The organism is Paraburkholderia sp. BR10954 (genome assembly GCF_040965775.1).
In the GTDB taxonomy this organism is placed as follows: Bacteria; Pseudomonadota; Gammaproteobacteria; order Burkholderiales; family Burkholderiaceae; genus Paraburkholderia; species Paraburkholderia youngii.
In genome coordinates this window covers 1-23,956 of the sequence record NZ_JBFRCK010000026.1, presented here as the reverse complement: position 1 = coordinate 23,956, position 23,956 = coordinate 1, and the positions used below count along the sequence as shown (strand labels likewise).

Genomic DNA, 23,956 nt, shown 5'->3' with positions numbered 1-23,956 from the left:
ATTCATGAGCCAGGGTCGCTTTCGACCATACGTACTTTCCCGGATGTCTCGAAAGGCTCTTGCCATTTTCACTAGATATCTAATATAGTTGGGCAACACCTGTTGATGAAGGCGAGCTTTCGCCGGGAGACATTACATGCTGACCCACCAAGAAAATGAATTGCTGTGCCGCGTCGAAGGCGATGCCCCGATGGGCCAACTGATGCGCCGGCACTGGACGCCGGTTTGCCTCATCGAAGAAGTCAGCGAGCCGGACGGCGCGCCGGTCAAGGCGCGCGTATTTGGCGAGGACCTCGTCGTATTCCGGGACTCGGAAGGCAGCGTTGGCGTGCTGGACGAGTACTGCCCGCACCGTCGCGCATCGCTCGTCTACGGCCGCAATGAAGACTCCGGCCTGCGCTGCCTGTATCACGGCTGGAAGTTCGACGTCTCGGGCAACGTGCTTGAAATGGTGTCCGAGCCGGCAGCGAGTTGCATGACCGACAAGGTCAAGCACAAGGCCTACCCGGTGCAGGAATGGGGAGGCATGGTATGGGCATATATGGGCCCGCAAGACGCGATCCCCGAATTCGTGCCGCCGGCCTGGGCGCCGACTTCCAACACCCGCGTGAGCATCGCCAAGGCGCTGCTGCCGTGCAATTGGGCGCAAATCCTCGAAGGCGCGATCGACTCCGCGCACAGCTCCAGCCTGCATTCGTCGGACTTCGTGCCGGCGCGCGTGGGCGGCGCCGAAGCGACCGCGAAGAACTGGTTGCGCCCGTCCACCGACAAGGCCCCGCGTCTGCAGGTCGAGCGCACCGACTACGGCTTCCGTTACGCCGCGCTGCGCCGCCCGATCTTCAACGCCAACACGCACGACTACGTGCGCTCCACGGTGTTCGTCGCGCCGGGAACGGTGCTGATTCCGCCGAACAACCTCTACAACGTTGCGAACATCAACGTGCCGATGGACGACACGAACACGGCGTTCTACTTCATCGCCTGGGGCGATCCGGAGACGACGCCGGAAACCGAAACGTGGCGCAAGTTCCTGCGTCAGCAGGTCGGTGTTGACCTCGACCAGTACTATCGCCCGTTGCGCAATCACGACAACCGCTTCTGGCAGGACCGCCAGGCGATGAAGGCTGGCAATTTCACCGGCATTTCGGGCTTCCCGAACCAGGACATTGCGATGTGGGTCACGATGGGCCCGATCGCGAACCGCTCGGACGAACGCCTCGGCGCGAGCGATCTCGCGATCGTCGAATTCCGTCGCCGCATGATCGATGCGCTCGCCGAATTCGAGAAAGATGGCGACGCAATTGGCACCGGTGCAAAAGCGATTCCCCGCGAAGTGTGTTCGTACCAGGCTGTCGTGCCGAAGGAAATCGACTGGCGCACGTATGCCGCGCGTTACGTCAGCAAGAGGAATCCGGAACCGGCCGACCAGCCGTCCGCGCTCGCAACGGACTATCAGGTCAAGCAATAACGGGAGGCACACGGCCATGGAGCAACGCCGTTTGCGCATCGGGGTCGCAGGACTGGGACGGGCATTCTCGCTGATGCTGCCGACCTTCCTGCGCGACCCCAGAGTCCAGCTCGTCGCTGCGTGCGATCCGCGCGACGAAGCGCGGCGGCAGTTCGCCGCCGACTTCGCGGCGCCCACCTATGCGGACGTGGCGGAGTTGGCGGCTGACCCCAACGTCGAGATCATCTACGTTGCGAGTCCGCACCAGTTCCACGCGCAGCACACTGAAATTGCCGCGGCAAAAGGCAAGCACGTGCTGGTCGAAAAGCCGATGGCGCTCGCCGCTGCGGACTGCCATCGCATGATCGCTGCATGCCGCGCAGCGAACGTGCATCTGATCGTCGGCCATTGCCATAGTTTCGACACGCCGTACCTGCGTACGCGCGAATTGATCGGTCGTGGCGATTTCGGCGCAGTGAAAATGATCCAGGCCGTCAACTACACCGACTATCTGTATCGCCCGCGCCGGCCCGAGGAGCTGGCCACGGCTGAAGGTGGCGGCGCCGTCTTCAGCCAGGCGGCTCATCAGGTCGATATCGTGCGGATGCTCGCCGGCTCGCGCGCGACGCGGCTGCGCGCGAGCGTGGGACGGTGGGATCCGTCCCGCCCGACCGAAGGCGCTTATTCGGCGCTGATCTGGTTCGAGAACGGTGCTTATGCCTCGCTCTCGTACAACGGCTATGGCCACTTCAACACCGAAGAGTGGAGCGGCTGGATCGGCGAAATGGGCGATCGTACGAGCCCCGACACGTACGGCAGCGCCCGCCGCCGTCTGGAGACGCTCGCGTCCTCGGGCGACGAGGCCAGGCTCAAAGCGGCCGGCACCTACGGCGGTTCCGCATACAAGCCGCCAACGGCCGACGCGCACGAGCCGCCGCGCTTTCATCAGCATTTCGGCCCGGTCATCGTCTCGTGCGAACGCGCCGACCTGCGCCCGCTGCCCGATTCGATCGTCGTCTACGGCGACGAGCAGCGCCAAACGCTGCCGCTGCCTGCGCCCCCCGTGCCGCGCGCCGAAGTCATCGACGAGTTGTATGGCGCGGTCGTGGACGCACGCTCGCCCCTTCACGACGGCGAATGGGCGAAGGGCACGCTGGAAATCTGTATCGCGATACTGAAGTCGAGCGAAACGGGCGCAGATGTGACGCTTGGATAGTTCGAGGTAAGCGCAAAAACCCTCGTCTTGAACTGCGCCATGCACAGTTAAAACGAGGGATTTTTTTATCGGCACTTCCTTCTACGGAGCGCACACATGCGCCCCGACCTCCGCTTATCCGGCGAACGCCGCGAAGCGCAGTGAAAAATCGATCGCCCTGATGTTCTTCGTCAGCTTGCCCAACGAAATGCGGTCCACGCCGGTTTCGGCAATCGTTCGCAGCGTCCGCTCGGTCACACCGCCAGAGACTTCCAGCTCGGCGCGCCCCGCGGTGACACGCACAGCCTCGCGCATCGATTCGATCGAGAAATTGTCGAGCAGAATCGCCGCGGCGCCAGCAGCCAACGCTTCCGTTAATTCATCGAGCGTCTCCACCTCGACCTGCACGGGCACACCTGCACCCAATGCTTCGGTAGCGCGAAGAGTCGACGCAATGCCGCCACCCGCCGCGATGTGGTTTTCCTTGATCAGGATTCCGTCGTACAGCCCCCGACGATGGTTTTCGCCGCCGCCAACACGAACTGCGTATTTTTGCGCGAGGCGCAATCCTGGCAGCGTTTTTCGCGTGTCGAGAATCCGCGCAGACGTGCCTTCGACGATCCGCGTCATCACGCTTGTCTCGGTGGCCACGCCAGAAAGCAACTGAATGAAGTTGAGCGCGGTGCGCTCGGCGGTGAGCATGCCGCGCGCCGGACCAGCGATCCGGCAGACGGTCTGCCCTTCGTGCATCCGTTCGCCCTCGCCGACCAACCATTCAATCGTGATGCGCGGGTCGACCTGCCGCAGCGTTTCATCGAACCACGGTCTGCCGCACAACAGCGCAGGTTCACGCACCGTCAAGACCCCTTCGGCTGAGGCGTCGAGGTCGATCAGTAGCGACGTCCAGTCGGCCTCGCCGACATCTTCCGCGAGCGCATCGCGGACGTTGCGCGTCATCGCCGCGCGGGTCATTCCATCCATTCCAGATCCGTATGTTTTGAGCGAGGGAGCAGCAGCATGCCATGGCCTGCCGTCGTGCCTGTCGTGGACTTGGCACGCCCGCCAATATTATTAGATCTATAATGAATCTGCCACTCGGGAATGACCCGAAACGCCGAGCCGCGCGTCAATCCTGATCGACTTCTTCCCCGCGCGCAGCGATCAGATTCCCCACTTCCCGAGTCGACGGGATACGCAGCGCCGGGTCGTCCGACTCCGATTCGTCGCGTGCCATGTTCTCGATGATCGTGAGCAGAACCTTGCGGGCGACGTTGATCTCGGTGGCTTTCAGGCCCCGGACGCTAATTTCGTTGACTTCTTCCGCGAGCGGGACAAGTTTGTGTTTCAGGCTCCGTCCGCGCGGCGTCAGATAGACGTGCGTGTTCTTGCGATTGCCGGGTTCGTAGCGGCGCTCGACATAGCCGAGCTTTTCCATTGCCGACACCGCACTGAACGTGGTGGGGGTGGTGGTGCCGGTCTCGTCGCTGAGTTCCTTCTGCGTCAGCCCGTCGGTGACCCATAGCACGCGCAGATACGCCCAGTGGCCGAACGAGACTTGATGCTGCGCCAGGCGCATTTGCAGACCGCGAATCATCGCGCGGCCCGCATCCTTCACCAGGTGAGCGAGACGATCGTCCGGTACCGCCTCACGCCAGTGCCGCAGAATGGGGTCCTCGCTCGCGACCCCGCCCTTGCCCTTGCCTCTGCCCGAAGTACGTGCTGCTGCCATGCCTTCCTCGCTGTTATTGTGATCACACCGCTGATAATCATAGCGCTTTAACCCGCGCGAGAGGCACTTGAGCGCACCGCCCGGACCGCTTAGAAGGTGTGGCGAATGCCCACGGTCACGCCCGCCTGGTCCATGCCTGGCGCAATATCCACGCCCGTGCCGCGAATACCGACATTGGAAAACGAACGATTGGAGACATACGCCCCTTCCGCATACACGTCGGTGCGCTTGGACAGCGAGTAGTCGACGAGCAATGCTCCCATCGTCGGGCCGCCGTGCGGATTGCGAAACTGCGTGTGATAGACGCTGGCGGAAATGGAAAGCGGTGCATTCACCCTCCAGGTCACGCCACCCCAGTAGAGCAGCGAACTCGGCGGCGCATCCGTATTGCGCGTGTTCAGCCAGCGCAGGCCTGCCAGCGTCGTGACCGGCCCGAAGTCGTACGAGAGGCCGAGCAGCGCGCGCTGCTGCGCGTCGCTCTGCGTCGCGATCGAGGTGCCCTGCAACTGGTCGTACGTCAGGCCGATGCTGAACGGCCCGCGGTCATACAGCACCGCCGCGCTCATTTCCCGGCCCACTTTCGTTGCGCCGGGCACATTCCCCCCGTTCGGAATCGTCGCGTCGAACCCAGTGCTATACAGTGCCGCGAACGTAACGCCGCCGAGATGCACGCCATAGCGCACCGAGTTGTCCGCGCGGTTCACGAACTGGCTGTCCATGCTTTGCGCGGAGTAGCTGGGGTTGAACGTCAGCGCGTCGTACTTGTACATCAACTCGTAAAGCAGGTTCTGGTGACGGCCGAGCGTGAGCGTGCCGTACGGCGTCGAGACGCCAACGAATGCCTTGCGGCCGAACAGCCGTCCGCTCTGACCCAGCGCGCCGGTGTTCACGTTGAAGCCGCCCTCCAGCGTAAACACGGCCTTGTAGCCGCCGCCGAGATCTTCCGAGCCCTTGAGCCCCCAGCGCGATCCGGCGAGATTGCCCGACTGCTCGCGGATCACCGAGCCCGTCTGTTTGCCTTGGGTCACCCGGTTGACGTACTCGACGCCCGCATCGACGATGCCGTACAGCGTAACCGAACTCTGCGCATGGGCCGCCGTGCAGGCGAGCGTCAGCAACCCGCCGCAGGCGAGCGGGAAGGTGTGTCTCTTCATTTTCATCTCTATTCTGGACGACTGATTATTCTGGATGCGTTGTTCCCTTGCGCGTATCCATCGCGCACCCAGCACCTGCCGGATGCGCGACGGCGCGAACAACCGCCGTGAGGGATCAGATCTTGAATCGCTCCAGGCTGGCCGGGTGGAACAGTTCGGCAGGCTCGAGGCGTCGACTCGACAGTCCCTCGGCGTGGTGCTGCGCGAGAAAGCGGTCGATCACGTGTTCATTGTTGGCGAATCCATACGACCAGAAGTCGTGCCCCATCAGACGCCGCGCATTGCGCAACTGGTCCTCGATGAACGGCAGCGTCACCTTGGTCGCCGAGGTGTCGCTCAAACGGGACAGCGCGACTTCCTTCGATTGCTCGAACGCCTTCGCGATCGCACCGGGCAGCCACGGGTGCTGATCCGCGAGCGTCTTGCGAATGCCCAGGGTGTGCATGATCGGGAAAAGCTTCCTGCGCTCGTACCATTGGGCGGCGCTCTCTTGCGGATCATCGAAAAGGTACTTGACCCTCGGATGCCCACGGTCGAAGCACGACGGCGCGCGCGGTCCGATCACGCCGTCAATCTCCCCATTGGCCAGCAGATTCGAGATCGTCTGTCCTTCTGGCGCGTTTTCCAGCACGACGCCTTCGGGAAGCTTCAGCGCAATCTTCTCAACGCGCGTCGGATCCTCGTAGCCGCCCCGCACCCAGCGGATATCCGATGCTTTCACGCCGTATTCTTCTTCGAGAAAGAGCCGCACCCATACGTTGGCGGTCAGCTGATATTCCGGCACGCCGATGCGTTTGCCCTTCAGGTCCTCGGGCCGGTCGATCCCGCGGTCGGAACGCACGTAGATCGAGCTGTGCCGGAACGCCCGCGACGGAAAAACCGGCACCGCGATGTAGGGCGACGTGCCCGCGGCCGTCTTCACCGAATAGCTGCTGAGCGACAGCTCGCAAATGTCGTAATCGGCGTGCCGGAACGCACGAAAGAAGATTTCCTCCGGGTCCTGCAGCATGAACACGGGGTCTACTCCGTCGATCTGCACGTCGCCGTCGATCAGCGGTCGCATCCGGTCGTAGTTGCCCACCGCGATGGAAAGTTGAAGCTTGCTCATTCCTGTTCCTGTCTGACTGTCAAAATGCTGGTCGTCGCGTGCATCGTCACGCGCCGGATTGCTGTGCCTGACGCTCGCGCGGCACGCCGAAGAAGACGGCGATGCCGCCGATGAAAACGAGCGCCGCGACCAGCAGGATGCCGGCCGAGAAGCTGCCGGTCGCGCTCTTCACCCAGCCGAGGACTATTGGTGCGAAGAAAGCGCCCACCTGGCCAAGACTGCTGATCACGCCGATCCCGCCGGCGGCCGCCGCGCCCTTCAGGTAGTTCGGCGGAATGGTCCAGATAATGGCTGCGGCCGCGAAATAGCTCACCGAAACGAGGCTCAGGCACGCGATGGCGGCAACCGAGTTGTTCGTCAGCACCGTCAGGAGCACCGCGCCCGTGGCGCCCGCTGTCGTCGACAGCACGAAGTGCCAGCGGCGCTCGAGCCGCAGGTCGGAGCTGCGTGCGATCAGCAGCATGGCGACCGCGCCGACGATATAAGGCAGCGCCGACAGGAAGCCGATCTGCAGCAGGTTGGAAACACCTGACTGCTTGATGATCGTGGGCGTCCAGTAGTTGAGGATGGTTCCGCAGATGGGCACCGTGGCCCAGCCCGCGGCAATCACGTACACGCGCGGGTCGCGCAGCGCCGCGAGGAGCGTGCTCGGCGAGTTATGCGGCTTGCTGCGGCCTTCCTCGTCGAGCGCGCCGATGACGATTCGTTTTTGCTCCTCGGTCAGCCACCTCGCATCCTGCGGTCGGTCGATCAGGTAGAAGTAGGCAACGACACCGGCAATCACGGCCGGCAAGCCTTCAAGGAAGAACAGCCACTGCCAGTTGCGAAAACCCCAGACGCCCATGAAGTTTTGCAGGATGAACCCGGAAAGCGGGCCGCCGATAATCCCCGCAACCGCGATCGCCAGCAGGAACCGCGATGTGATACGAGCGCGGCGCTTCGCCGGATACCAGTACGACAGATAGAGGATGATGCCGGGCCAAAAGCCCGCTTCGGCCGCGCCGAGGAGCGTGCGCGCGAGATAGAACTGCCACGGAGCGGTCATGAAAGCCATGGCAGTGGAGATGCCGCCCCACAGCAGCATGATCCGGGTGACGGTCTTGCGGGCGCCAATGCGCCGCAGCAGCAGCGTGCTCGGCACTTCGAGCAGGATGTAGCCGATAAAGAACAGACTCACGCCGAGCCCGTACGCCGCGTCGCTCAACCCGAGATCGTGCTTCAGTTGTAGCTGCGCGAAGCTGACGTTGACGCGATCGAGATAGTTGAGGACCCAGCACAGGAAAAGAAAGCTCATTAGCCTCAGCGTGATCTTGCGGTATGTCGCCTCCTCCGCCGCCGAATCGGCTATGGCAGACAGGGATAGGTCCCCTGAGTGCAACGTTGAATGTGCCATGACTGAATCTCTCCGAATTTCTTTCTGGATAGTTTGATTAGAGCTCTAATATTCAGGTTACGGCGGCTTTATGTCGCTGACAAGCACGGGTTTATACCGAGAGCAACACCGCGAAAAATCGTGCGCCTTGACTTGCATCATTAGAGATCTAGCAATAAGATGCGTCCATGTTGATGCAACGCAAGACTGGACTGGTCAGAAGGAGACAGACATGACGCCCCCACTCGAAGACGGTTTTCTTCGACTGAAGATTGCCGGCAAGGAGAAGATCGCCCGTGACATCTGGCGCTTTGAACTGACCGACCCTCAAGGCGCGCCGCTGCCGGCGTTCGAGGCGGGGGCGAACTTGACCGTCGTGGTGCCCAACGGTTCGCGACGCAGTTATTCGCTGTGCAATGACTCGCAGGAGCGCGATCGTTACGTCATCGCGGTCAAGCGTGACAGCAACGGACGCGGCGGTTCGATGAGCTTCATCGACGATACGGCCGAGGGTGACGCCGTGGACGTCTCCTTGCCCCGCAACGAGTTTCCCCTCGATGAGCGCGCCAAGTCATTCGTTCTCGTCGCGGGCGGCATCGGTATCACGCCTATGTTGTCGATGGCGCGGCAGTTGCGGGCGGAAGGCCTGCGCTCGTTCAAGCTGTACTACCTCGCCCGCGATCCGGAGGGAACCGCTTTCTTCGATGAACTGACCAGCGAAGAATGGCGTTCCGACGTGAAGATTCATCACGATCACGGCGACCCGTCGAAAGCATTCGACTTCTGGCCCGTATTCGAGCGGTCGAAGCCGGCGCAACACGTGTACTGCTGCGGCCCGCAGGCGCTGATGGACACCGTGCGGGACATGACCGGCCATTGGCCGTCGGGCACGGTGCATTTCGAGAGCTTCGGCGCAAGCAATGCGAATGCACGCGAAAGCACGCCGTTCACCGTGCGGCTTTCGCGCAGCGGCACTTCGTTCGACATTCCGGCCGATCGCTCGATCCTCGAGGTGCTGCGCGATGCAAACGTGCGCGTGCCGAGTTCGTGCGAAAGCGGCACCTGCGGCTCGTGCAAGACAGCGCTGTGCTCAGGGGAGGCGGATCATCGTGATCTGGTGCTGCGCGACGACGAGAAAGATACGCAGATCATGGTATGCGTGTCGCGAGCGAAATCCGCGGAGCTGGTTCTGGATCTTTGAATATTGCCGTTCCGCGTGCTGGTCCTGATTCAGGAAATCCTGACGGCCGAAATCAGCGCTTCCTGAGACGACATTCCGCCCGCGCCGATTGGACGCACGCGCCGATATCCATAGCATCGACTCATCGGATATCGAAGGGAAAATCATGGCGGGCAACAGGTCACTGCGTTCCGAGGTCGAAAAACTCGTAGGCCCGACGCGGGGCCGCGGGGCGTGCGTGCGTCTGCTCGACCGCTGCCGCTCGGGCGGCACATGCCGCGTGTGCATCCAGATCGATCGGCCGTCCGGGACGTTTTCACTCTTCTTCTTTCGCCATGCCGACGGCACATGGCACGTGTTCCCGCCGGGCCTGCGCCGTCCGGAAATGGGGATAGGCCGCCTGGCTGCCTGATCGTTCATCGATCGATGAAACGTCACATCGTCGGGCGCTATCGCGGATTCGTCATCGAAGCGCACATGGAGCCACGCACGGCCCGTTTGTCCGATGGCATCGCGCTGACCTATCGCGTCACGTGGTCGTTACGCAGAAGGACACGAAAACAACATGTCGCCGGCGACTTCGCCGATCCCGTCACCTACGAGTCGGAGAGCGTTGCGCTCACGTGCATCGACCGCGAGGCTCGCGCTCTTATCGATACGATGCTGGCGAATCACGCCTAGCGCACGCTAACCGCTACCACGCGTTCTGCAGATCCGCGATCGTCGCCGCCAGGAAGCGCGCCGCCTCGCCGCCTGTCACGACGCGATGATCGAACGTCAGGCTGAGCGGCAAGATCCGGTGCACGGCAGGCGCGCCGTCTGCCGCGACGACCTGTTCGTGGATGCGCCCCGCGCCGAGGATCGCGACGGTGGGCGGCACGACGATGGGCGCCGCGTACTTCCCCGAAATCATCCCGAAGTTCGACAGCGTGATCGTGTTGCCGCGCATTTCTTCCGGCGGAATCTTGCGCGCGCGGATATCGGCGCGCATCCGGTCGAGACCGCCGCGCAGATCCGCCGCATCGCGATGCGCGACGTCGCGCAGCACCGGCACGAAAAGCCCATCGGGCAGATCGACGGCAATGCCGAGATCGATCTTCTCAAGTACGTGGCGTCGCCCCGTATGTCCGTCGAACCATGCGTTCAGTGCCGGCTCGGCGCGGCAGCCCGCGACCAGCGCGCGGATCAGGCGGATCGTCACGTCGGTGTGCGGCGGCCATGCGTGAATGTCGGCATCGTCGATCACGGTCGCGGCGGCCACTTCGCTTTGCGCTCGCGCCATGTTGTGCGCCATCGCACGCCGCACGCCGCGCAGCACTTCGGGCGGACCGACTTCGCCAAGTATCTTCGCGACGCGCTGTACGTCAGCCGCCGTGATGACGCCTTCCGGGCCGGACGGCGTCACCATCGAGAGATCGACATCCAGCTTGCGCGCCAGCGCGCGCGCCGCCGGAATCGCCTTGATCACACCGCCGCCCGCGCTGACGCCACCGCCCGTGCCAGGCGACGCAGGCGCGTCCTGCACGACATGCTGGCCAACTTCCATATGGCCGACGACAGTGCCCGCGTCTGCATCATCGGCCTCGCCCTCGAACGCGACGAGCGGCGCGCCCAGATGCACGATATCGCCCGTCCGTCCGAACAGCTTCGTGATGCGGCCGGATTGCGGCGACGGAATCTCGACGATCGCCTTCGCCGTTTCGACCGACAGCAACGGTTGATCCGCCCGCACTTCATCGCCGTCGCTCACATGCCATTCGACGATTTCCGCTTCCTGCAAGCCTTCGCCGAGGTCCGGCAGTTTGAAGATTTTCATGGCTTTATGACGCCTCCATAGCTTGCCGCACCGCGGCGACGATGCGCGAGGCACCAGGCATGTATTGATTCTCGAGCCGGTACAGCGGCACCACGACGTCGTAGCCGGTCACGCGCTGCACAGGCGCGAGCAGCGAATAAAGTCCGCGCTCGGCGATATTGGCGGCGATCTCCGCGCCGATGCCGCCCGTGCGCGAACCCTCGTGCACGATCACGCAGCGACCCGTCTTCGCGACCGAGGCCAGGATCGTGTTCATGTCGATTGGCTTGAGGGTCGCGACGTCGATCACTTCTGCCATCACGCCTTCCTGCGCGAGCAGATCGGCGGCGCCCTGTGCGTCCTGCACGGCACCGCCCCAGCACACCAGCGTCACATCCGAGCCGTCGCGCAGCATAAAGCAGGTGTCGAGCGGCAGCCCTTCGCCGTTGTCTTCCACTGTCTGCCGGAACAGCCGATAGAGGCGCGTCGGCTCGAAGAAGATCACCGGGTCGGGATCGCGAATCGCGGCCAGCAACAGCCCGTACGCGCGCGCCGGCGACGAAGGCGTGACAACGCGCAAGCCGGGAATGTGCGCGAACAGCGCTTCGGGGTTTTCGGAGTGATGTTCGGGTGCATGGATGCCTGCGCCGCACGGCGTGCGGATCACGAGCGGACAGGTGAGGCGTCCGCGGGTCCGATGCCGCAGACGCGACGCATGATTGAGCACGTGATCGATCGCCGGATACAGAAACCCGCTGAACTGGATCTCGGCAACGGGCTTCAGTCCCATCGCCGCCATGCCGATCGCGGTGCCCGCGATCGCTGCCTCGGCGAGCGGCGTGTCGAGCACGCGTTGCGTGCCGAAGCGTGCCTGCAGGCCGACCGTCGCGCGAAACACGCCGCCGTTCACGCCGATGTCCTCGCCGAGCAGCACGACGGCGGGATCGTGCTCGAGTTCGTACGCGAGCGCCAGATTGAGCGCATCGATCATGTTCAGATCAGCCATGGCCGTTGCCTCCGTTCTGACCATGCCGACCATTGCCCGCGATCGGCGCGAATCGCTGCGCGCTTTCCAGTTGCTCACGCATGGCATGCGGCAGCGTCTCGTACAGGTGATCGAACATCGCGGAAGTATCGGGGGGCGGCACAGCCAGATACGCCTCGACGGCTGCCTCGACCTGCGCGTGACACGCCCGGCCGAGTTGCTCGTCCTGCGCTTTGTCCCAGAAGTTCATCCGCATCAGATACTTGCGCAAACGCAGCAGCGGCTCTTGTTCCCATTGCTTCTGAATCTCATCCGAGTCGCGATAGCGCGTTGCATCGTCGGCCGTCGTGTGATCGCCGAGTCGATAGCTGAGCGCTTCGATCAGCGTCGGGCCGTCGCCTCGGCGCGCTTTCGCGAGTGCCGCATGCATCACCTGATGCACGGCGATCACATCGTTGCCGTCGACCTGCAAGCCGTCGATGCCCGCCGCGATTGCCTTCTGCGCGAGCGTCTGCGCCGCGCTCTGTCTGCTGCGCGGCACCGAGATCGCCCACTGGTTGTTGTTGACGACGAGCACGAGCGGGGCCTGCCAGACGCCCGCCATGTTCATCGCTTCGTAGAAGTCGCCCTTCGATGTGCTGCCATCGCCGCAGATCGTCACGGCGACGCGCGGCTCGCCGCGCAGCTTGAACGCGTAGGCCGCGCCGGCGGCATGACACACCTGGGTGCCGATAGGAACGCAATTTGGAAAGTCGAGCCGCGGCACGCTGAAGTCGCTGCCGCGTTCGTCACCGCCCCAATACAAGAGGCTTTCCGTCATCGTGACGCCGCGCAGCAATTGCGCCGCATGATCGCGATATGAAGGGAACAGCACGTCATCGGCCTGCATCGCGCTCGCGACGCCCACCCCGATCGCCTCCTGCCCCACCGACGATGCAAATGTGCCGAGCTTGCCGGTGCGCTGCAGCGCGACCGCTTTGGTATCGAATGCGCGGGTCAGCACCATCGCGCGATAGAGGGAAATCAGCGCCTCGGGTTCCCGCGCGAAGGCCGGCAATGGCTGCACGGGCTCGCTTTCGGGTCCGAGATATCGCGTATACCCGATGTGAAAACTGGCAGTCGTGGTCATGACCGCCCTCCCTATTCGTCCGATGTCGAATGCGTGCAGGAGATCACGTGCACAACCCGTGCCTGTAGGCGCGGAAGTGCCGGCGCCCTGAACGGCGGTTCGGGCGGCTTATCGTTTGACAGAGAAAGCGGGGATAAGGTGCGAAATTTTCTGCTGCGTAGTGCGCGTCAATGCAGGTGGAGAAGCATGCGCGCAGCGATGTGCCCGCAAATTCTCCATCCCTTGCCGAGCGGCGACCGACCCGGAAATCCCGCCATATTGCTCAGCTGGGCCAGTTCATTCGTTGCGTCGCGCAGTGCGAACGGATACTTGCTGGCGATCCGCCCGATCGACGATCTGTGGGGCAACCAGACCTGAGCCGCCTCTTCTGTGAGAGAAGCACGCGGGCTCCGCGATGGAGCCCGCTTCGGCGGACAGCTTCGGCTTACTTTGCGACGCTATCCAGCGCGGTGGCGCGAATGAGCCGTGTCTCCTGCGCCGTGATCAGATGGCCCGATGCCTTCAGATAGGCGGGGAAGTCCGGGTGCGTATCGCGTGCCAGGCACCGTCGTTCGTAGTCGGCCAGATCGTCATATCCCCACAGGTGGGTGAACTGGTTCTGCGGCCCGACCATGCTCGTCCAAAAGCCGAGCGGATGTCCAAGCGTCTCGAGCAGGATTGGCATCGCGAGCCTGTCGAACACGTCGAGAAACTCGGGCATGTTGCGTAGCGCGATCGTGTAGACCCGGAAATCCAACAGGGGCTTTGCCAGATACATGGAGCGTGTATTCATGCGCCCACCTCCTCTTTGGAAGTCATGGCTTTGGTGGCGATCGCGTTACCGGTGACGAAGCCGAACGTCATATTCGGCCCGTGCGTGATACCGGCGCCCGGATAGTTGCCGCCCATCACGCTGCGCCGGTCATTGCCGACCGCGTAAAGGCCCTCGATCTCGCTGCCGTCGGCCCGCAGCACCGACCCAGTCACGCTCGTCTTGAGGCCGTCGAAGGTGCCCAGATCGCCCATCACCACCTTCACCGCATAGAAGGGGCCGGTCGCGATAGGCGCAACGCAAGGATTGGGCTTGTGGTCCGGATCGGCGAGATAACGGTTGAACGAGGTGCGACCGCGATGGAACGCCGGGTCTTCTCCGCGCTCGGCATCGCGATTGTAGGCATGGACCGTCAGTTCGAGCGCATCGGGAGCGATGCCGCAATTGCGCGCCAGCTCGCCGATCGTGTCGCCCTTGATCAGGTAGCCTTTGCGCAGCAGCGGCCCCACCGGCATCGGTGCGGGCTTGGCATAGCCCAGTCCATACTTGCCCAGCGCCACCTTATCGCAGATCAGCCACATCGCCGTCTCCCGTTCACCCTCGCAGGCGCGCATCAAAGCGGCGCCAACGTCGTGGTAGGAGTTCGATTCATTGGTGAAGCGCTGACCGCTGCGCAGCACGCCGATCACGCCGGGCTTATACCGGTCGAGCAGATGCGGAAACACGCCAGTGCGGCTCTTGCCGAAGGGCACCTTCGAGACAGGCATCCAGGCCGCCGCATCGGCGAAGCCGAGCTTCACGGCACCACCCACCTTCTCCGCCAGGGTCAGCCCGTCGCCGGTATTGCCGACGGGCGTGGGCGACAGATGCTCACCGCCACGCTTCACATGTGGATAGACCTGCGCAATGCGCTTCAGATCGTGCGGGAAGCCGCCACAAGCCAGCACGACGCCGTGCCGGGCAGTGATTCGAAGCTCACCGGCCGCGGCGCTCGCGCGCACACCGGTCACCTTGCCGCTCTCGCTCTGCAGTTCCTTCACGGGCGTCGAAGTGAGGATCGGGATGTCGATCGCCAGCGCCGACTTCGCGAGCCTCGCGGCGAGCGCGTTGCCGCTCGTGACGTTGATTCCGCGCCGGTAGAGCGCCAGTTCCTTGATGTGCGTAGCCAGACGGCGCGCCACATAGAGGAACGAGACGATCGACCTGGTCGCGCGGAAGAAGTGCTTGAGGTCCGCGTTCGAGGAATTGAACATCATCCCCATGAACGTGATCGTCTCGAGCGGCTGCTTGAGGCGGCGCATGTCCTTGCCCAGCCCGCGAATGTCATAGGGCGCGGCGAGGATCGAGCGGCCGATGTCGACGCCGCCGGGCGCATCCGGGTGATAGTCCGGATAGAGCGTGGGCACGAACTTCATCTCGGTCTCGCGCTCGAAGAACTCGACCATTTTCGGCCCGTTCTCGACAAAGCACTCGACCGCGGCGGCATCGTAGTTATTGCCCATCTCGCTCATCATGTATTCGCGCACGCGCTCGACGGTGTCGGCCGGGTTTTGCTGCCGGCCGTATTTGCTGAGCGGAATCCATAAGACCCCGCCCGACAGCGTGGTCGTACCACCGAACACGGGCTCCTTCTCGAGCACGATGACATCGAGGCCGCGCTTGCGTGCGGTGATCGCAGTGGCGAGGCCCGCGGCACCCGATCCGACCACGACCAGATCGCAGGTGATCTCCTTGGTCATATCCAATCTCCTTGTCGTTGAGGTGTGATGGCGCTCACGCGGCCGCGGTAGCGTTGAAGCCGGGGCGCGGAACCATGTCCATCAGCATGCAATCGAGCCCGCCGTCGACGAGCACCTCCGCGCCATTGACGTAGGCAGCCATATTGGAAGCGAGGAACAGCGCCGGGCCGGCCAGGTCCTCCGGCTCGCCGATGCGGCGGCTCGCGGTGGCGGCGGCGCGGCGAGCCTCGAAGCCGGGCTCCTCGTAGAACTTCGCGGACAGCGCGGTGCGGATCATGCCGGGCAGCACGCAGTTGCTGCGTACGCCGCGTGGGCCCCATTCCGCCGCCAACTGCCGCGACAGCAGCAGCACGCCCGCTTTGCTCGGGCTATAAGAACCGCTATTGGTCTGCGGATTGAGCGACGCAATCGACGCAACGTGGACGATACTGCCCTTGCCCGCCGCCAGCATGCCGCGCCCGAACGCCCGGGCACACAGCAGATAGCCGGTCAGGTTGACGGCGATGGCCTGGTTCCAGTCCTCGATCGAGACCGTCTCGAGCGCGCCGGCGCGCAGCAGCCCTGCATTGTTGACGAGCGCGCTGACCGGCCCGAGCTCCGCGCGAACCTTGTCGGCAGCTGCCGCAACCGAAGCTTCGTCCGACACGTCGCAGCCGATCGCCTGCGCGACCGCACCGGCCTTCCGAAGCTCGGCGGCGACAGCTTCAGCACCGGCAAGATTCCGATCCACGAGCGCCACGTGTGCGCCGACAGCGGCGAAGGCGCGCGCGATGCCGGCACCAATGCCACTGCCCGCACCCGTGACCACGCAGACCTTTCCGTGCAAGTTCAGCGCGTACGGGGTCGAGGCCGCTGCGCGATTTTCAAGTTCCTGTCTCATGTAATTACCTTCCTGAAATACGTATGCGATTACGCTTCCTGATATCCGTATCGCCATTGAACGCGTCGAGCGCCTGTGGAACAATGGACAGAGTCGACATAGAGCAGGACATAACGTGCATCATGGCCTCTGACCAGCAGCGCCGCCGGACCGTGCTGCATTTCGCGCTCTATGGCGCGGAAGCCGACCAGCCTTGGGTCGACATGGTCCATTACGAGCGCATTCCACTGCGTGCCGGGCGTTTCGATTTCGACATCGAACCGCACGTCCACGATGCGCTGATCCAGGTGCTGTACGTCACCGCCGGCGGCGGCGAGACTTTCATCGACGGCAAGACCTGGGCCGTCCAGGCGCCATGCCTGGTCGTCGTGCCGGCGCGCTCGGTCCACGGCTTTCACTTCCGCAGCGACATCGACGGTCACGTGATCACCGCCGCGCAGTCCGCGCTGGAATCGCTGGCGATGACGGCCGCGCCCGAGCTGCTGGAATTCATCCGCACGCCGACGGTGTTGTCGATCGATCCCGACGTGGAGCGCGGCACATCTCTGGACACCCTGTTTCAGTCGATCGGGCACGAGGCGGAGAGCCACGAGCGCTGGCAGTTCACCGCGGGCGCCGCACTCACCATCACGCTGTTCGTCAAGATCGGGCGTCTCAGCGAGAGCGCCCGGCTTTCGGCCAGTTCCGAGCAGCGCACGATGGCCGCGCGAATCGAACGGTTCCGCGCCCTGCTCGACCGCCATTGCCGTGAGCGGCGCCCGGTCGCCAGCTATGCCGGCGAGATGGGCGTGACCACCGGCCAGCTCTCCCGCATCTGCCGCGCTACGTTCGGGGTCTCGGCCATCGAGGCGATCGATGCACGCTCGATCCATGAGGCCAAGCGGCTGCTCGGCTATTCGACGCTCAGCGTGAAGCAGATCGCCAGCGAACTGGGCTTTCAGGACGAGGCGTATTTCGGACGCTTCTTCCGCAAGCAGACGGGACTGCGGCCAACCGAATACCGCTCCGCGGCCCACGATCGATCCTTGCCACCTGAAAAGGCGAGAGCGAACTGACTCGCTTTCGCCCCCCTGATCCGCGTCAGGACGACAACGCACCCAGCTTCGCGAACAGATGCTCCGGCCCGGAGTTGGTCAGATTGTTGCCCCGCACATACTGGATCGGCCTGGCCGGATCGAGCGCGATCTGGCCGATCTCTTCCACACAGTCGCCCAGAACGTATTCGCCGGACTCGCAGACCGCCTTGCAGGTGCCACACACACCATCGCGGCAATCGAGCGGGATATTGATCCTGGCGCGGATGGCGGCATCGGTGACGCGCTCGCCCTCCTCGCAGTCGATGAAGCGGGTCACTTTGTCCTCAAAACGGAGGGTTATCTGGTGGGCCATGCCGGTGTCTCCTCCAGAGCCGTCCGAACAGTCCGCTTCGCTGTCGGTATGTTCGCGCGGGTGGCGCGCGAGGTAATCTTGTTTCTCGCGCAAGCGCCAGTTGGGCTTAATGGCGCCAATTTAGAGCCTGAGCCGCGTTCCCCGCAACGGACAGAGACGACGTTTGCCTGGACAAAACGTGCATCGTGATGGATGCCCGATGGCGCTAGTAATCTGCACCTCCCTGGTTCGGAGCCGAACTCAATAAGGCTAAACGGCGCCTATCATCCAGATACCGCCCGGCAGCGCATGCGCCACAGGACCGGCGGGGACTCACGCACTGAAAGTGTTCGGCAGTCGATCCCAGCTTGGGAGGTCTCATGTCATCGCTACACGCCAACGATCTGCTCCGTTCGAAGGAAGGAATCCGTCTGCATGGCCCGGACCTGGACTGCTGGCGCCGGTGGGGGCCTTATCTGAGCGACCGGCAGTGGGGCACGGTTCGCGAGGACTACAGCGACTACGGAACCGCCTGGGAGTATTTCCCCCACGATCAGGCGCGCAGCCGCATGTACCGCTGGGGCGAGGACGGCATTGCCGGATTCGGCAACGATCCACTCGACTGGTGCGTGTCGCTCGCGCTCTGGAACGGGCGCGACTCCATCCTGAAGGAGCGGCTGTTTGGCTTGACCAATGCGCAGGGCAATCACGGCGAAGACGTGAAGGAGCTTTACTTTTATGTCGATGGCACGCCGACGCACTCGTACATGAAGATGCTCTACAAGTACCCGCACGATGCGTATCCGTATCAGGACCTGATCGGCGAAAACGGCCGGCGCGGCGCCGATCAGCCCGAATACGAAATTCTCGATACCGGCGTGTTCGACAACGATCGCTATTTCGACGTCTGGGTCGAATACGCGAAGCACACACCCGACGACATCGTGATGCGCATCAGCGTCGAAAATCGCGCGGATCAGCACGCGCCACTTCATGTGCTGCCGCTGTTCTGGGCGCGCAACCGCTGGGCCTGGTCGGGCAAGCCCGGCAGGCCCTCGCTGACGCTCGAGACGCAGTCCGCCGAAGGCGCGCGCGTGATCGCGCACAATCCCGCGCTGGGCGCGATGATCGTCACGGCCTCGGCGCCGCAGCCGATCGAATGGCTGTTCTGCGAAAACGAAACCAATGTGCGCCGCATTTTCGGCATCGCCGGCGCGGGCCCGTTCAAGGATGGCTTCAACGATTACCTCGTCGATGGCGACGAGCAGGCGATACGCCGCGACGCGGGCACCCGCGCCGCCGCGCATGTGGCGCTGTCGCTCGCGCCGCACGAGCGCGCGGTGCTGTATCTGCGCTGGCGTCCGGCGACACTAGCGGGCATCACGCGCGACGACGCGCCGCTCGACTTCGAAGCGCTGTTCGCGCGCCGGATCGCGGAGGCCGATGAGTTCTATGCGGCGCTCCAGCACGACATCGCCGACGCCGATGCACGGCTCGTGCAACGCCAGGCGCTCGCCGGCATGCTATGGACGAAGCAGTACTACCAGTTCGACGTGACGCGCTGGCACGACGGCGACCCCGGTCAGCCGAAGCCGCCGAAAGGACGCCGGTACGGTCGCAATGCGGACTGGCGGCATATGTGCAACGGCGACGTCGTCTCGATGCCGGACAAGTGGGAATACCCGTGGTACGCGTCGTGGGATCTCGCGTTTCATGCCGCAGCGTTCGCGATGATCGATCCCGACTTCGCGAAGAAACAGTTGCTGCTGCTCGTGAAAGAACGGTACATGCATCCGAACGGACAATTGCCCGCGTACGAATGGGCGTTCGGCGACGCGAACCCGCCGGTTCATGCATGGGCGACATGGCGCGTGTACGAACTCGACCGTGAAGTCACGGGCGTCGGCGACCACCAGTTTCTCGAAGTGATGTTCCACAAGCTGCTGCTGAACTTTTCGTGGTGGGTCAACCGCAAGGATGCGGAGGATCGGAACATCTTCCAGGGTGGCTTTCTCGGGCTCGACAACGTCGGGATCTTCGACCGCTCTTCGCCGCTGCCGACCGGCGGCCGCATCGACCAGGCCGACGGCACCGCGTGGATGGCCTCGTATGCGCTCGACCTGATGCAGATCGGACTCGAGCTCGCGATGACGAACAACGCGTACGTGGAAATCGCGGTGAAGTTTTTCGAGCACTTCCTGTATATCGCGGAAGCCGTCGGTTGCAGCGAGGGCTGCAGAACAGGGCTGTGGGACGGCCGCGACGAATTCTTCTATGACGTACTGCATCTTCCGGATGGAACGCGTGTGCCGATGCGCGTTCGCTCGATCGTCGGCCTGATTCCGCTGTTCGCCGTGCATGTGCTCGAAGAACGGATATACGGCCATCTGCCCGGTTTGCGAGAACGGCTCGCGTGGTTTCTCGATCACCGGCCGAACCTGGCCAAGCTGGTGTCGCGCTGGACCGAACCCGGCAAGGGCAATACCACGCTGCTGTCGCTGCTGCGCGGATACCGGATGACGGCGCTGCTGCGCCGCGCGCTCGACGAAGAAGAATTTCTGTCCGATCACGGCGTGCGTGCACTGTCACGTGTGCATCGCGATACACCGTACGAGTTCGATCATGGCGGCGCGCATGTCTGCATCGAGTATCAGCCGGCCGAATCGGATTCGCGCGTATTCGGCGGCAATTCGAACTGGCGCGGACCCGTGTGGATGCCCGTCAACTATCTGCTGATCGAATCGCTGTATGAATTCCATCGCTACTACGGCGACGAGTTCCGCATCGAGTATCCGACGGGGTCAGGCAAGCGGTGCTCGCTCAGCGAGATCGCCGACGGTCTCGCACGGCGTGTCACCACCCTCTTTCTGAAGGACGAGCACGGCATGCGACCGGTGATGGCGGCTTATCCGCAGTTGCAGGCCGATCCGCGTTCGTCCGATCTCGTGCTTTTCCACGAGTACTTTCACGGCGACAGCGGGCGTGGCGTCGGCGCTTCGCATCAGACGGGCTGGAGCGGTCTCGTCGCGCTGCTGCTGCAGCCGCGTCTGATGAAGCTGGCCCATGTGGCGTCCGATACCGCCGCCGCTGCCGAAGATGTGCGGGCGGGAGCGCCAGTCGCCGAAGACGCACTCCCCACGATGGCGCGTTAGACGACGCTCACCTGCGGCCATTCTTCATAACGATCGCTCGTCATCGTCGTCGCGCGGTTTCGCATCCTCAGGCGTCGAGCTGTCGGACCAAAGTCTCATTGACCGACCTGAAGGTCGCGTGTCTTATTGGTTGGGGAGACTCCACGTGCCCGAGGAGTCTCGTTTTCATCGTCCGAGGCGAATCGCGACGTAGGAACCGTGCAATCATGGACTGGAACCGCTGGTACAGCCTAAAGAGTTACCTCAGGTCTTCCCTGTGGACGGTACCGCTCGTCGCAGTAGCGATCTATGCGGTGGTGAAGCCGCTCACTGAAATGCTGGGAAGGTGGTTGATCGGACACGACATCCTCGATCCAAAAACTGGCCTTTTCGGGCTGTCCATGACTGGAGCGCGGTCGCTTGTCGGCGACATCGTTTCCGCGGACCTGGCGTTTCTGGTATTTACCTTCGGGTCGCTGCTCGTCGCGATCCAGGTCGCTGGCGGTCAATACACCCCGCGGATCATCGCGACGACCTTGCTGCGCGACAACGTGATCCGCAATATCTCGGGATTGTTCGTTTTCACACTTCTATTCGCCAACAGGACCCTGGGCTGGATGGGTGACAGCGAGGTGCACCAGCTTCAGGTATTCATCGCAGCGCTATTCGGATTCGCTTCCGTCGTCGCCTTCCTTTTCCTGATCGACTATGCGGCGAAATTTCTGCGTCCAGTCAGCCTCGTGGCGCGAGTCGGAGAGCACGGGATCGCGGTCATCGAAAGCGTTTATCCCGCGCCGGCGACGGGCCGGATCGCCCCGCCGTGCCTTGACCGCCAGCGAGGCGTGCCTGATCGCATCGTTCGCCACAGCGGTACATCCGGCATCGTTCTGGGCGTGAATCTCGAAAGACTCGTTGCCAAGGCGAGGCGCACGAACTCGGTTGTCGAATTCGTGCCGCAAGTCGGCGATTTCGTCGCGGTGGACGAACCCTTGTTCTATCTCTACGGGGACGCGGGCGCAATCGATGAAAACCGGCTGCGTACGCTGGTCGCCTTTGGGACCGAACGCACGATGGAACAGGATCCCATGTTCGCGTTCCGCATCCTCGTCGATATTGCGCTGAAGGCGTTATCGGCCGCGATCAACGATCCCACAACTGCCGTGCTGGCCATCGATCAACTACAGCGGCTATTGCGCGTAGTCGGAAAACGGTCTTTGTACACCGAAGAGATCAGGGATAAGTCTGGCCGCGTGTGCGTCATCTTTCGAACGCCGAACTGGGAGGATTTCGTGCATATCAGTTTTCGCGAGATACGTCAGTATGGCGCGGGCAGCATCCAGATCGCGCGGCGTCAGCGCGCGGCGATAGAGAATCTCCTCCAGTGCTTGCCTGAGCATCGTCACGACGCATTGCGGGTCGAGCTGACCCTGCTGGACCGTGAGATCGGCGTGAGGCATCCATTTCCGGAGGACCTGGCGTTGGCCCGTATCCCGGACTCGCAAGGGCTTGGAGGCTCGGAGACCTCGGCGGCAAGGCAACCCGTCGTTTGAGAGGCGATCGTGCGAAAACTCATCATGGGCATCGTCGAGTTCCGGGAGAAGATGCTGCCGCAATACGCACAGCAGTTCAGCAAACTGGCGCTCGCGCAGACTCCCGATGCGCTCTTCATCACCTGCTCGGACAGCCGCGTCGTGCCGGACCTGCTGGCATCGACCCATCCCGGCGATCTCTTTACGATGCGCAACGTGGGCAATCTGATCCCGCCGGCCACTGCGGACGGTGTCTCCACCGGAGATCTTTCCGAGGCCAGCGCAATCGAATATGCGGTGCTGGTGTTGAAAGTCGCGAATATCGTCGTGTGCGGGCATTCTGAGTGCGGCGCGATGAAGGCCGTGTTCTCACGCAACGCCAAGCTGAAATCGCCAAACCTCGATAAATGGCTATGCCACGCCAACACCGCGGCGTTTCGGCTCGAACAGGAAGGTCCGCTCGATGACAGCTTGAAAGCGCACGATCAATTGTCGCAACTCAACGTGCTCGTGCAGCTCGAGCACCTGATGACCTACCCGATCGTCCGCCAGCAAGTCACCGCCGGGGCACTCGTATTGAGCGGCTGGTGGTTCGATATCGCGACTGGCGCCATGTATGCCTATGAGCGCACGAGCCGTTCATTCGAAGTCATCGATCGCGCAATGGCTGAGCGGATCATTGCGCGCCTTGCGGCACGGGCGAGGTGATGGTTTGCCGGGCTTGGCGACGGGACCGGATTGGCGCTGCCAATAACCGCGCTATTGCACCACGCGGGTAAGTCCGAATATTACATATATATTAACAATTCCATACTCCGTCACGACGGGCGCTCAGGCTCCCTGAGAACGTCCAGTCGGCGTGCATGGAAGCCGCTTCCAGGCTCTGTGCAAAAAAAGACATGCTACGGAGACAGTATGGGAATTCGCTTGAAGAGCGTCGTGAGCGCGCTCGCGTTGTGTGCCCTCATTGACGTCAGTTACGCCGCCGACCCGATCAAGATCGGTGTCGACGGGCCTTTCACCGGCGGTTCGTCTTCGATGGGCGTGAGCATGCGCGACGGCGTGCGGCTCGCCACCGCGGAAATCAATAAAGCCGGTGGCGTACTTGGCCGTCAGATCGTGCTGGTCGAGCGCGACGACGAAGCGAAAAATGAACGCGGCGTACAGATCGCGCAAGAGCTGATCAACAAGGAAAAAGTGGCTGCTGTGGTGGGCTACATCAATACCGGCGTGGCACTCGCGTCTCAACGCTTCTTCCAGGAAGCGAAGATCCCGGTGTTCAACAACGTCGCGACTGGCAGTGTCCTGACGAAGCAGTTCACCGATCAACCGGATAACTAGTCGGGTCTGAATAATTCGTTTTGGACGGCGCTTGCCCTCACGGCTGGTATTCGACAGCGATTGAGCGGTTGAGCAAAGCGGCCAGAACAGCGGCGTAAAAAAGCCTCAGCTTCCTGAGGATCA

General features: G+C 63.0%; 20 protein-coding genes and 2 pseudogenes. 10 read left to right on the top strand and 12 right to left on the bottom strand.

Annotation, left to right across the window (positions count from 1 at the left end):
• Positions 1–136: 136 nt before the first annotated feature.
• Positions 137–1,468, top strand: a complete 1,332-nt coding sequence (locus AB4Y34_RS28980) for a Rieske 2Fe-2S domain-containing protein (RefSeq protein ID WP_368717940.1) — start codon at positions 137–139, stop codon at positions 1,466–1,468.
• A 16-nt stretch (positions 1,469–1,484) separates the two neighbouring features.
• On the top strand, positions 1,485–2,663 hold the full coding sequence (locus AB4Y34_RS28975; RefSeq protein ID WP_176378175.1) for a Gfo/Idh/MocA family protein: 1,179 nt from the start codon (positions 1,485–1,487) through the stop codon (positions 2,661–2,663).
• A gap of 114 nt (positions 2,664–2,777) precedes the next feature.
• On the opposite strand, the gene nadC is transcribed toward AB4Y34_RS28975, so the two are convergent.
• The 5 genes from nadC to AB4Y34_RS28950 form a co-directional block, all read right to left on the bottom strand.
• Positions 2,778–3,623, bottom strand: a complete 846-nt coding sequence (gene nadC, locus AB4Y34_RS28970) for a carboxylating nicotinate-nucleotide diphosphorylase (protein ID WP_368717939.1) — start codon at positions 3,621–3,623, stop codon at positions 2,778–2,780.
• 145 nt (positions 3,624–3,768) lie between these two features.
• Positions 3,769–4,371 carry a MarR family winged helix-turn-helix transcriptional regulator gene (locus AB4Y34_RS28965; RefSeq protein WP_176378177.1) on the bottom strand — a complete coding sequence of 201 codons (603 nt, stop codon included), beginning with the start codon at positions 4,369–4,371 and terminating at the stop codon, positions 3,769–3,771.
• An 89-nt stretch (positions 4,372–4,460) separates the two neighbouring features.
• Positions 4,461–5,531 (bottom strand): porin, encoded by a 1,071-nt coding sequence (locus tag AB4Y34_RS28960; protein ID WP_368717938.1) that lies wholly within the window; start codon positions 5,529–5,531, stop codon positions 4,461–4,463.
• 109 nt (positions 5,532–5,640) lie between these two features.
• The gene (locus AB4Y34_RS28955) at positions 5,641–6,633 is read right to left on the bottom strand and encodes an ABC transporter substrate-binding protein (RefSeq protein ID WP_368717937.1); all 993 of its coding nucleotides are present in this window, start codon (positions 6,631–6,633) and stop codon (positions 5,641–5,643) included.
• A gap of 46 nt (positions 6,634–6,679) precedes the next feature.
• The gene (locus AB4Y34_RS28950) at positions 6,680–8,026 is read right to left on the bottom strand and encodes an MFS transporter (RefSeq protein ID WP_176378180.1); all 1,347 of its coding nucleotides are present in this window, start codon (positions 8,024–8,026) and stop codon (positions 6,680–6,682) included.
• Positions 8,027–8,237: 211 nt separating this feature from the next.
• Here AB4Y34_RS28950 and AB4Y34_RS28945 point away from each other — a divergent pair, with 211 nt between their 5' ends.
• The 3 genes from AB4Y34_RS28945 (at position 8,238) to AB4Y34_RS28935 (ending at position 9,866) form a co-directional block, all read left to right on the top strand.
• The gene (locus tag AB4Y34_RS28945; protein WP_176378181.1) at positions 8,238–9,206 is read left to right on the top strand and encodes a PDR/VanB family oxidoreductase; all 969 of its coding nucleotides are present in this window, start codon (positions 8,238–8,240) and stop codon (positions 9,204–9,206) included.
• Between the two features lie 145 nt (positions 9,207–9,351).
• The gene (locus AB4Y34_RS28940; RefSeq protein ID WP_176111163.1) at positions 9,352–9,597 is read left to right on the top strand and encodes a hypothetical protein; all 246 of its coding nucleotides are present in this window, start codon (positions 9,352–9,354) and stop codon (positions 9,595–9,597) included.
• A gap of 14 nt (positions 9,598–9,611) precedes the next feature.
• Entirely contained in the window at positions 9,612–9,866 is a 255-nt protein-coding gene (locus AB4Y34_RS28935) for a hypothetical protein (RefSeq protein ID WP_255208671.1), read from the top strand.
• Positions 9,867–9,879: 13 nt separating this feature from the next.
• Here AB4Y34_RS28935 and AB4Y34_RS28930 read toward each other — a convergent pair whose 3' ends face one another.
• The 6 genes from AB4Y34_RS28930 to AB4Y34_RS28905 form a co-directional block, all read right to left on the bottom strand.
• Positions 9,880–11,001, bottom strand: coding sequence for a dihydrolipoamide acetyltransferase family protein (locus AB4Y34_RS28930; protein ID WP_176378182.1), 1,122 nt, complete (start codon positions 10,999–11,001; stop codon positions 9,880–9,882).
• 4 nt (positions 11,002–11,005) lie between these two features.
• Positions 11,006–11,986: an alpha-ketoacid dehydrogenase subunit beta gene (locus AB4Y34_RS28925; RefSeq protein WP_368717936.1), complete on the bottom strand. Its 981-nt coding sequence runs from the start codon at positions 11,984–11,986 to the stop codon at positions 11,006–11,008.
• The gene (gene pdhA / locus AB4Y34_RS28920) at positions 11,979–13,094 is read right to left on the bottom strand and encodes a pyruvate dehydrogenase (acetyl-transferring) E1 component subunit alpha (RefSeq protein ID WP_368717935.1); all 1,116 of its coding nucleotides are present in this window, start codon (positions 13,092–13,094) and stop codon (positions 11,979–11,981) included. The genes AB4Y34_RS28925 and pdhA overlap by 8 nt, the downstream gene beginning before the upstream one ends.
• A gap of 424 nt (positions 13,095–13,518) precedes the next feature.
• On the bottom strand, positions 13,519–13,866 hold the full coding sequence (locus AB4Y34_RS28915) for an NIPSNAP family protein (RefSeq protein ID WP_368717934.1): 348 nt from the start codon (positions 13,864–13,866) through the stop codon (positions 13,519–13,521).
• Positions 13,863–15,584, bottom strand: a complete 1,722-nt coding sequence (locus tag AB4Y34_RS28910) for an FAD-dependent oxidoreductase (RefSeq protein ID WP_368717933.1) — start codon at positions 15,582–15,584, stop codon at positions 13,863–13,865. Before AB4Y34_RS28910 ends, AB4Y34_RS28915 begins: the two co-directional genes overlap by 4 nt.
• Before the next feature lie 34 nt (positions 15,585–15,618).
• Entirely contained in the window at positions 15,619–16,464 is an 846-nt protein-coding gene (locus AB4Y34_RS28905; RefSeq protein ID WP_368717932.1) for an SDR family NAD(P)-dependent oxidoreductase, read from the bottom strand.
• A 122-nt stretch (positions 16,465–16,586) separates the two neighbouring features.
• Between AB4Y34_RS28905 and AB4Y34_RS28900 the strand changes: the two genes are divergently transcribed.
• A complete protein-coding gene (locus AB4Y34_RS28900) occupies positions 16,587–17,519 on the top strand; it encodes a helix-turn-helix domain-containing protein (RefSeq protein WP_368717931.1) in 933 nt (310 codons plus the stop codon).
• A gap of 139 nt (positions 17,520–17,658) precedes the next feature.
• Here AB4Y34_RS28900 and AB4Y34_RS28895 read toward each other — a convergent pair.
• Positions 17,659–17,853, bottom strand: a pseudogene (locus tag AB4Y34_RS28895) (2Fe-2S iron-sulfur cluster-binding protein); the annotation flags it as partial.
• 359 nt (positions 17,854–18,212) lie between these two features.
• Between AB4Y34_RS28895 and AB4Y34_RS28890 the strand changes: the two are divergent.
• From AB4Y34_RS28890 to AB4Y34_RS28875, 4 genes and pseudogenes are all read left to right on the top strand, one after another.
• Complete coding sequence (locus tag AB4Y34_RS28890) at positions 18,213–20,984, top strand: glucosidase (RefSeq protein ID WP_176378187.1); 2,772 nt, start codon at positions 18,213–18,215, stop codon at positions 20,982–20,984.
• Between the two features lie 206 nt (positions 20,985–21,190).
• The gene (locus tag AB4Y34_RS28885; protein WP_176378188.1) at positions 21,191–22,513 is read left to right on the top strand and encodes a DUF2254 domain-containing protein; all 1,323 of its coding nucleotides are present in this window, start codon (positions 21,191–21,193) and stop codon (positions 22,511–22,513) included.
• 9 nt (positions 22,514–22,522) lie between these two features.
• On the top strand, positions 22,523–23,200 hold the full coding sequence (locus AB4Y34_RS28880; protein WP_368717930.1) for a carbonic anhydrase: 678 nt from the start codon (positions 22,523–22,525) through the stop codon (positions 23,198–23,200).
• A gap of 207 nt (positions 23,201–23,407) precedes the next feature.
• A pseudogene (locus AB4Y34_RS28875) lies at positions 23,408–23,830 on the top strand (ABC transporter substrate-binding protein); the annotation flags it as partial.
• Between the last annotated feature and the right edge of the window lie 126 nt (positions 23,831–23,956).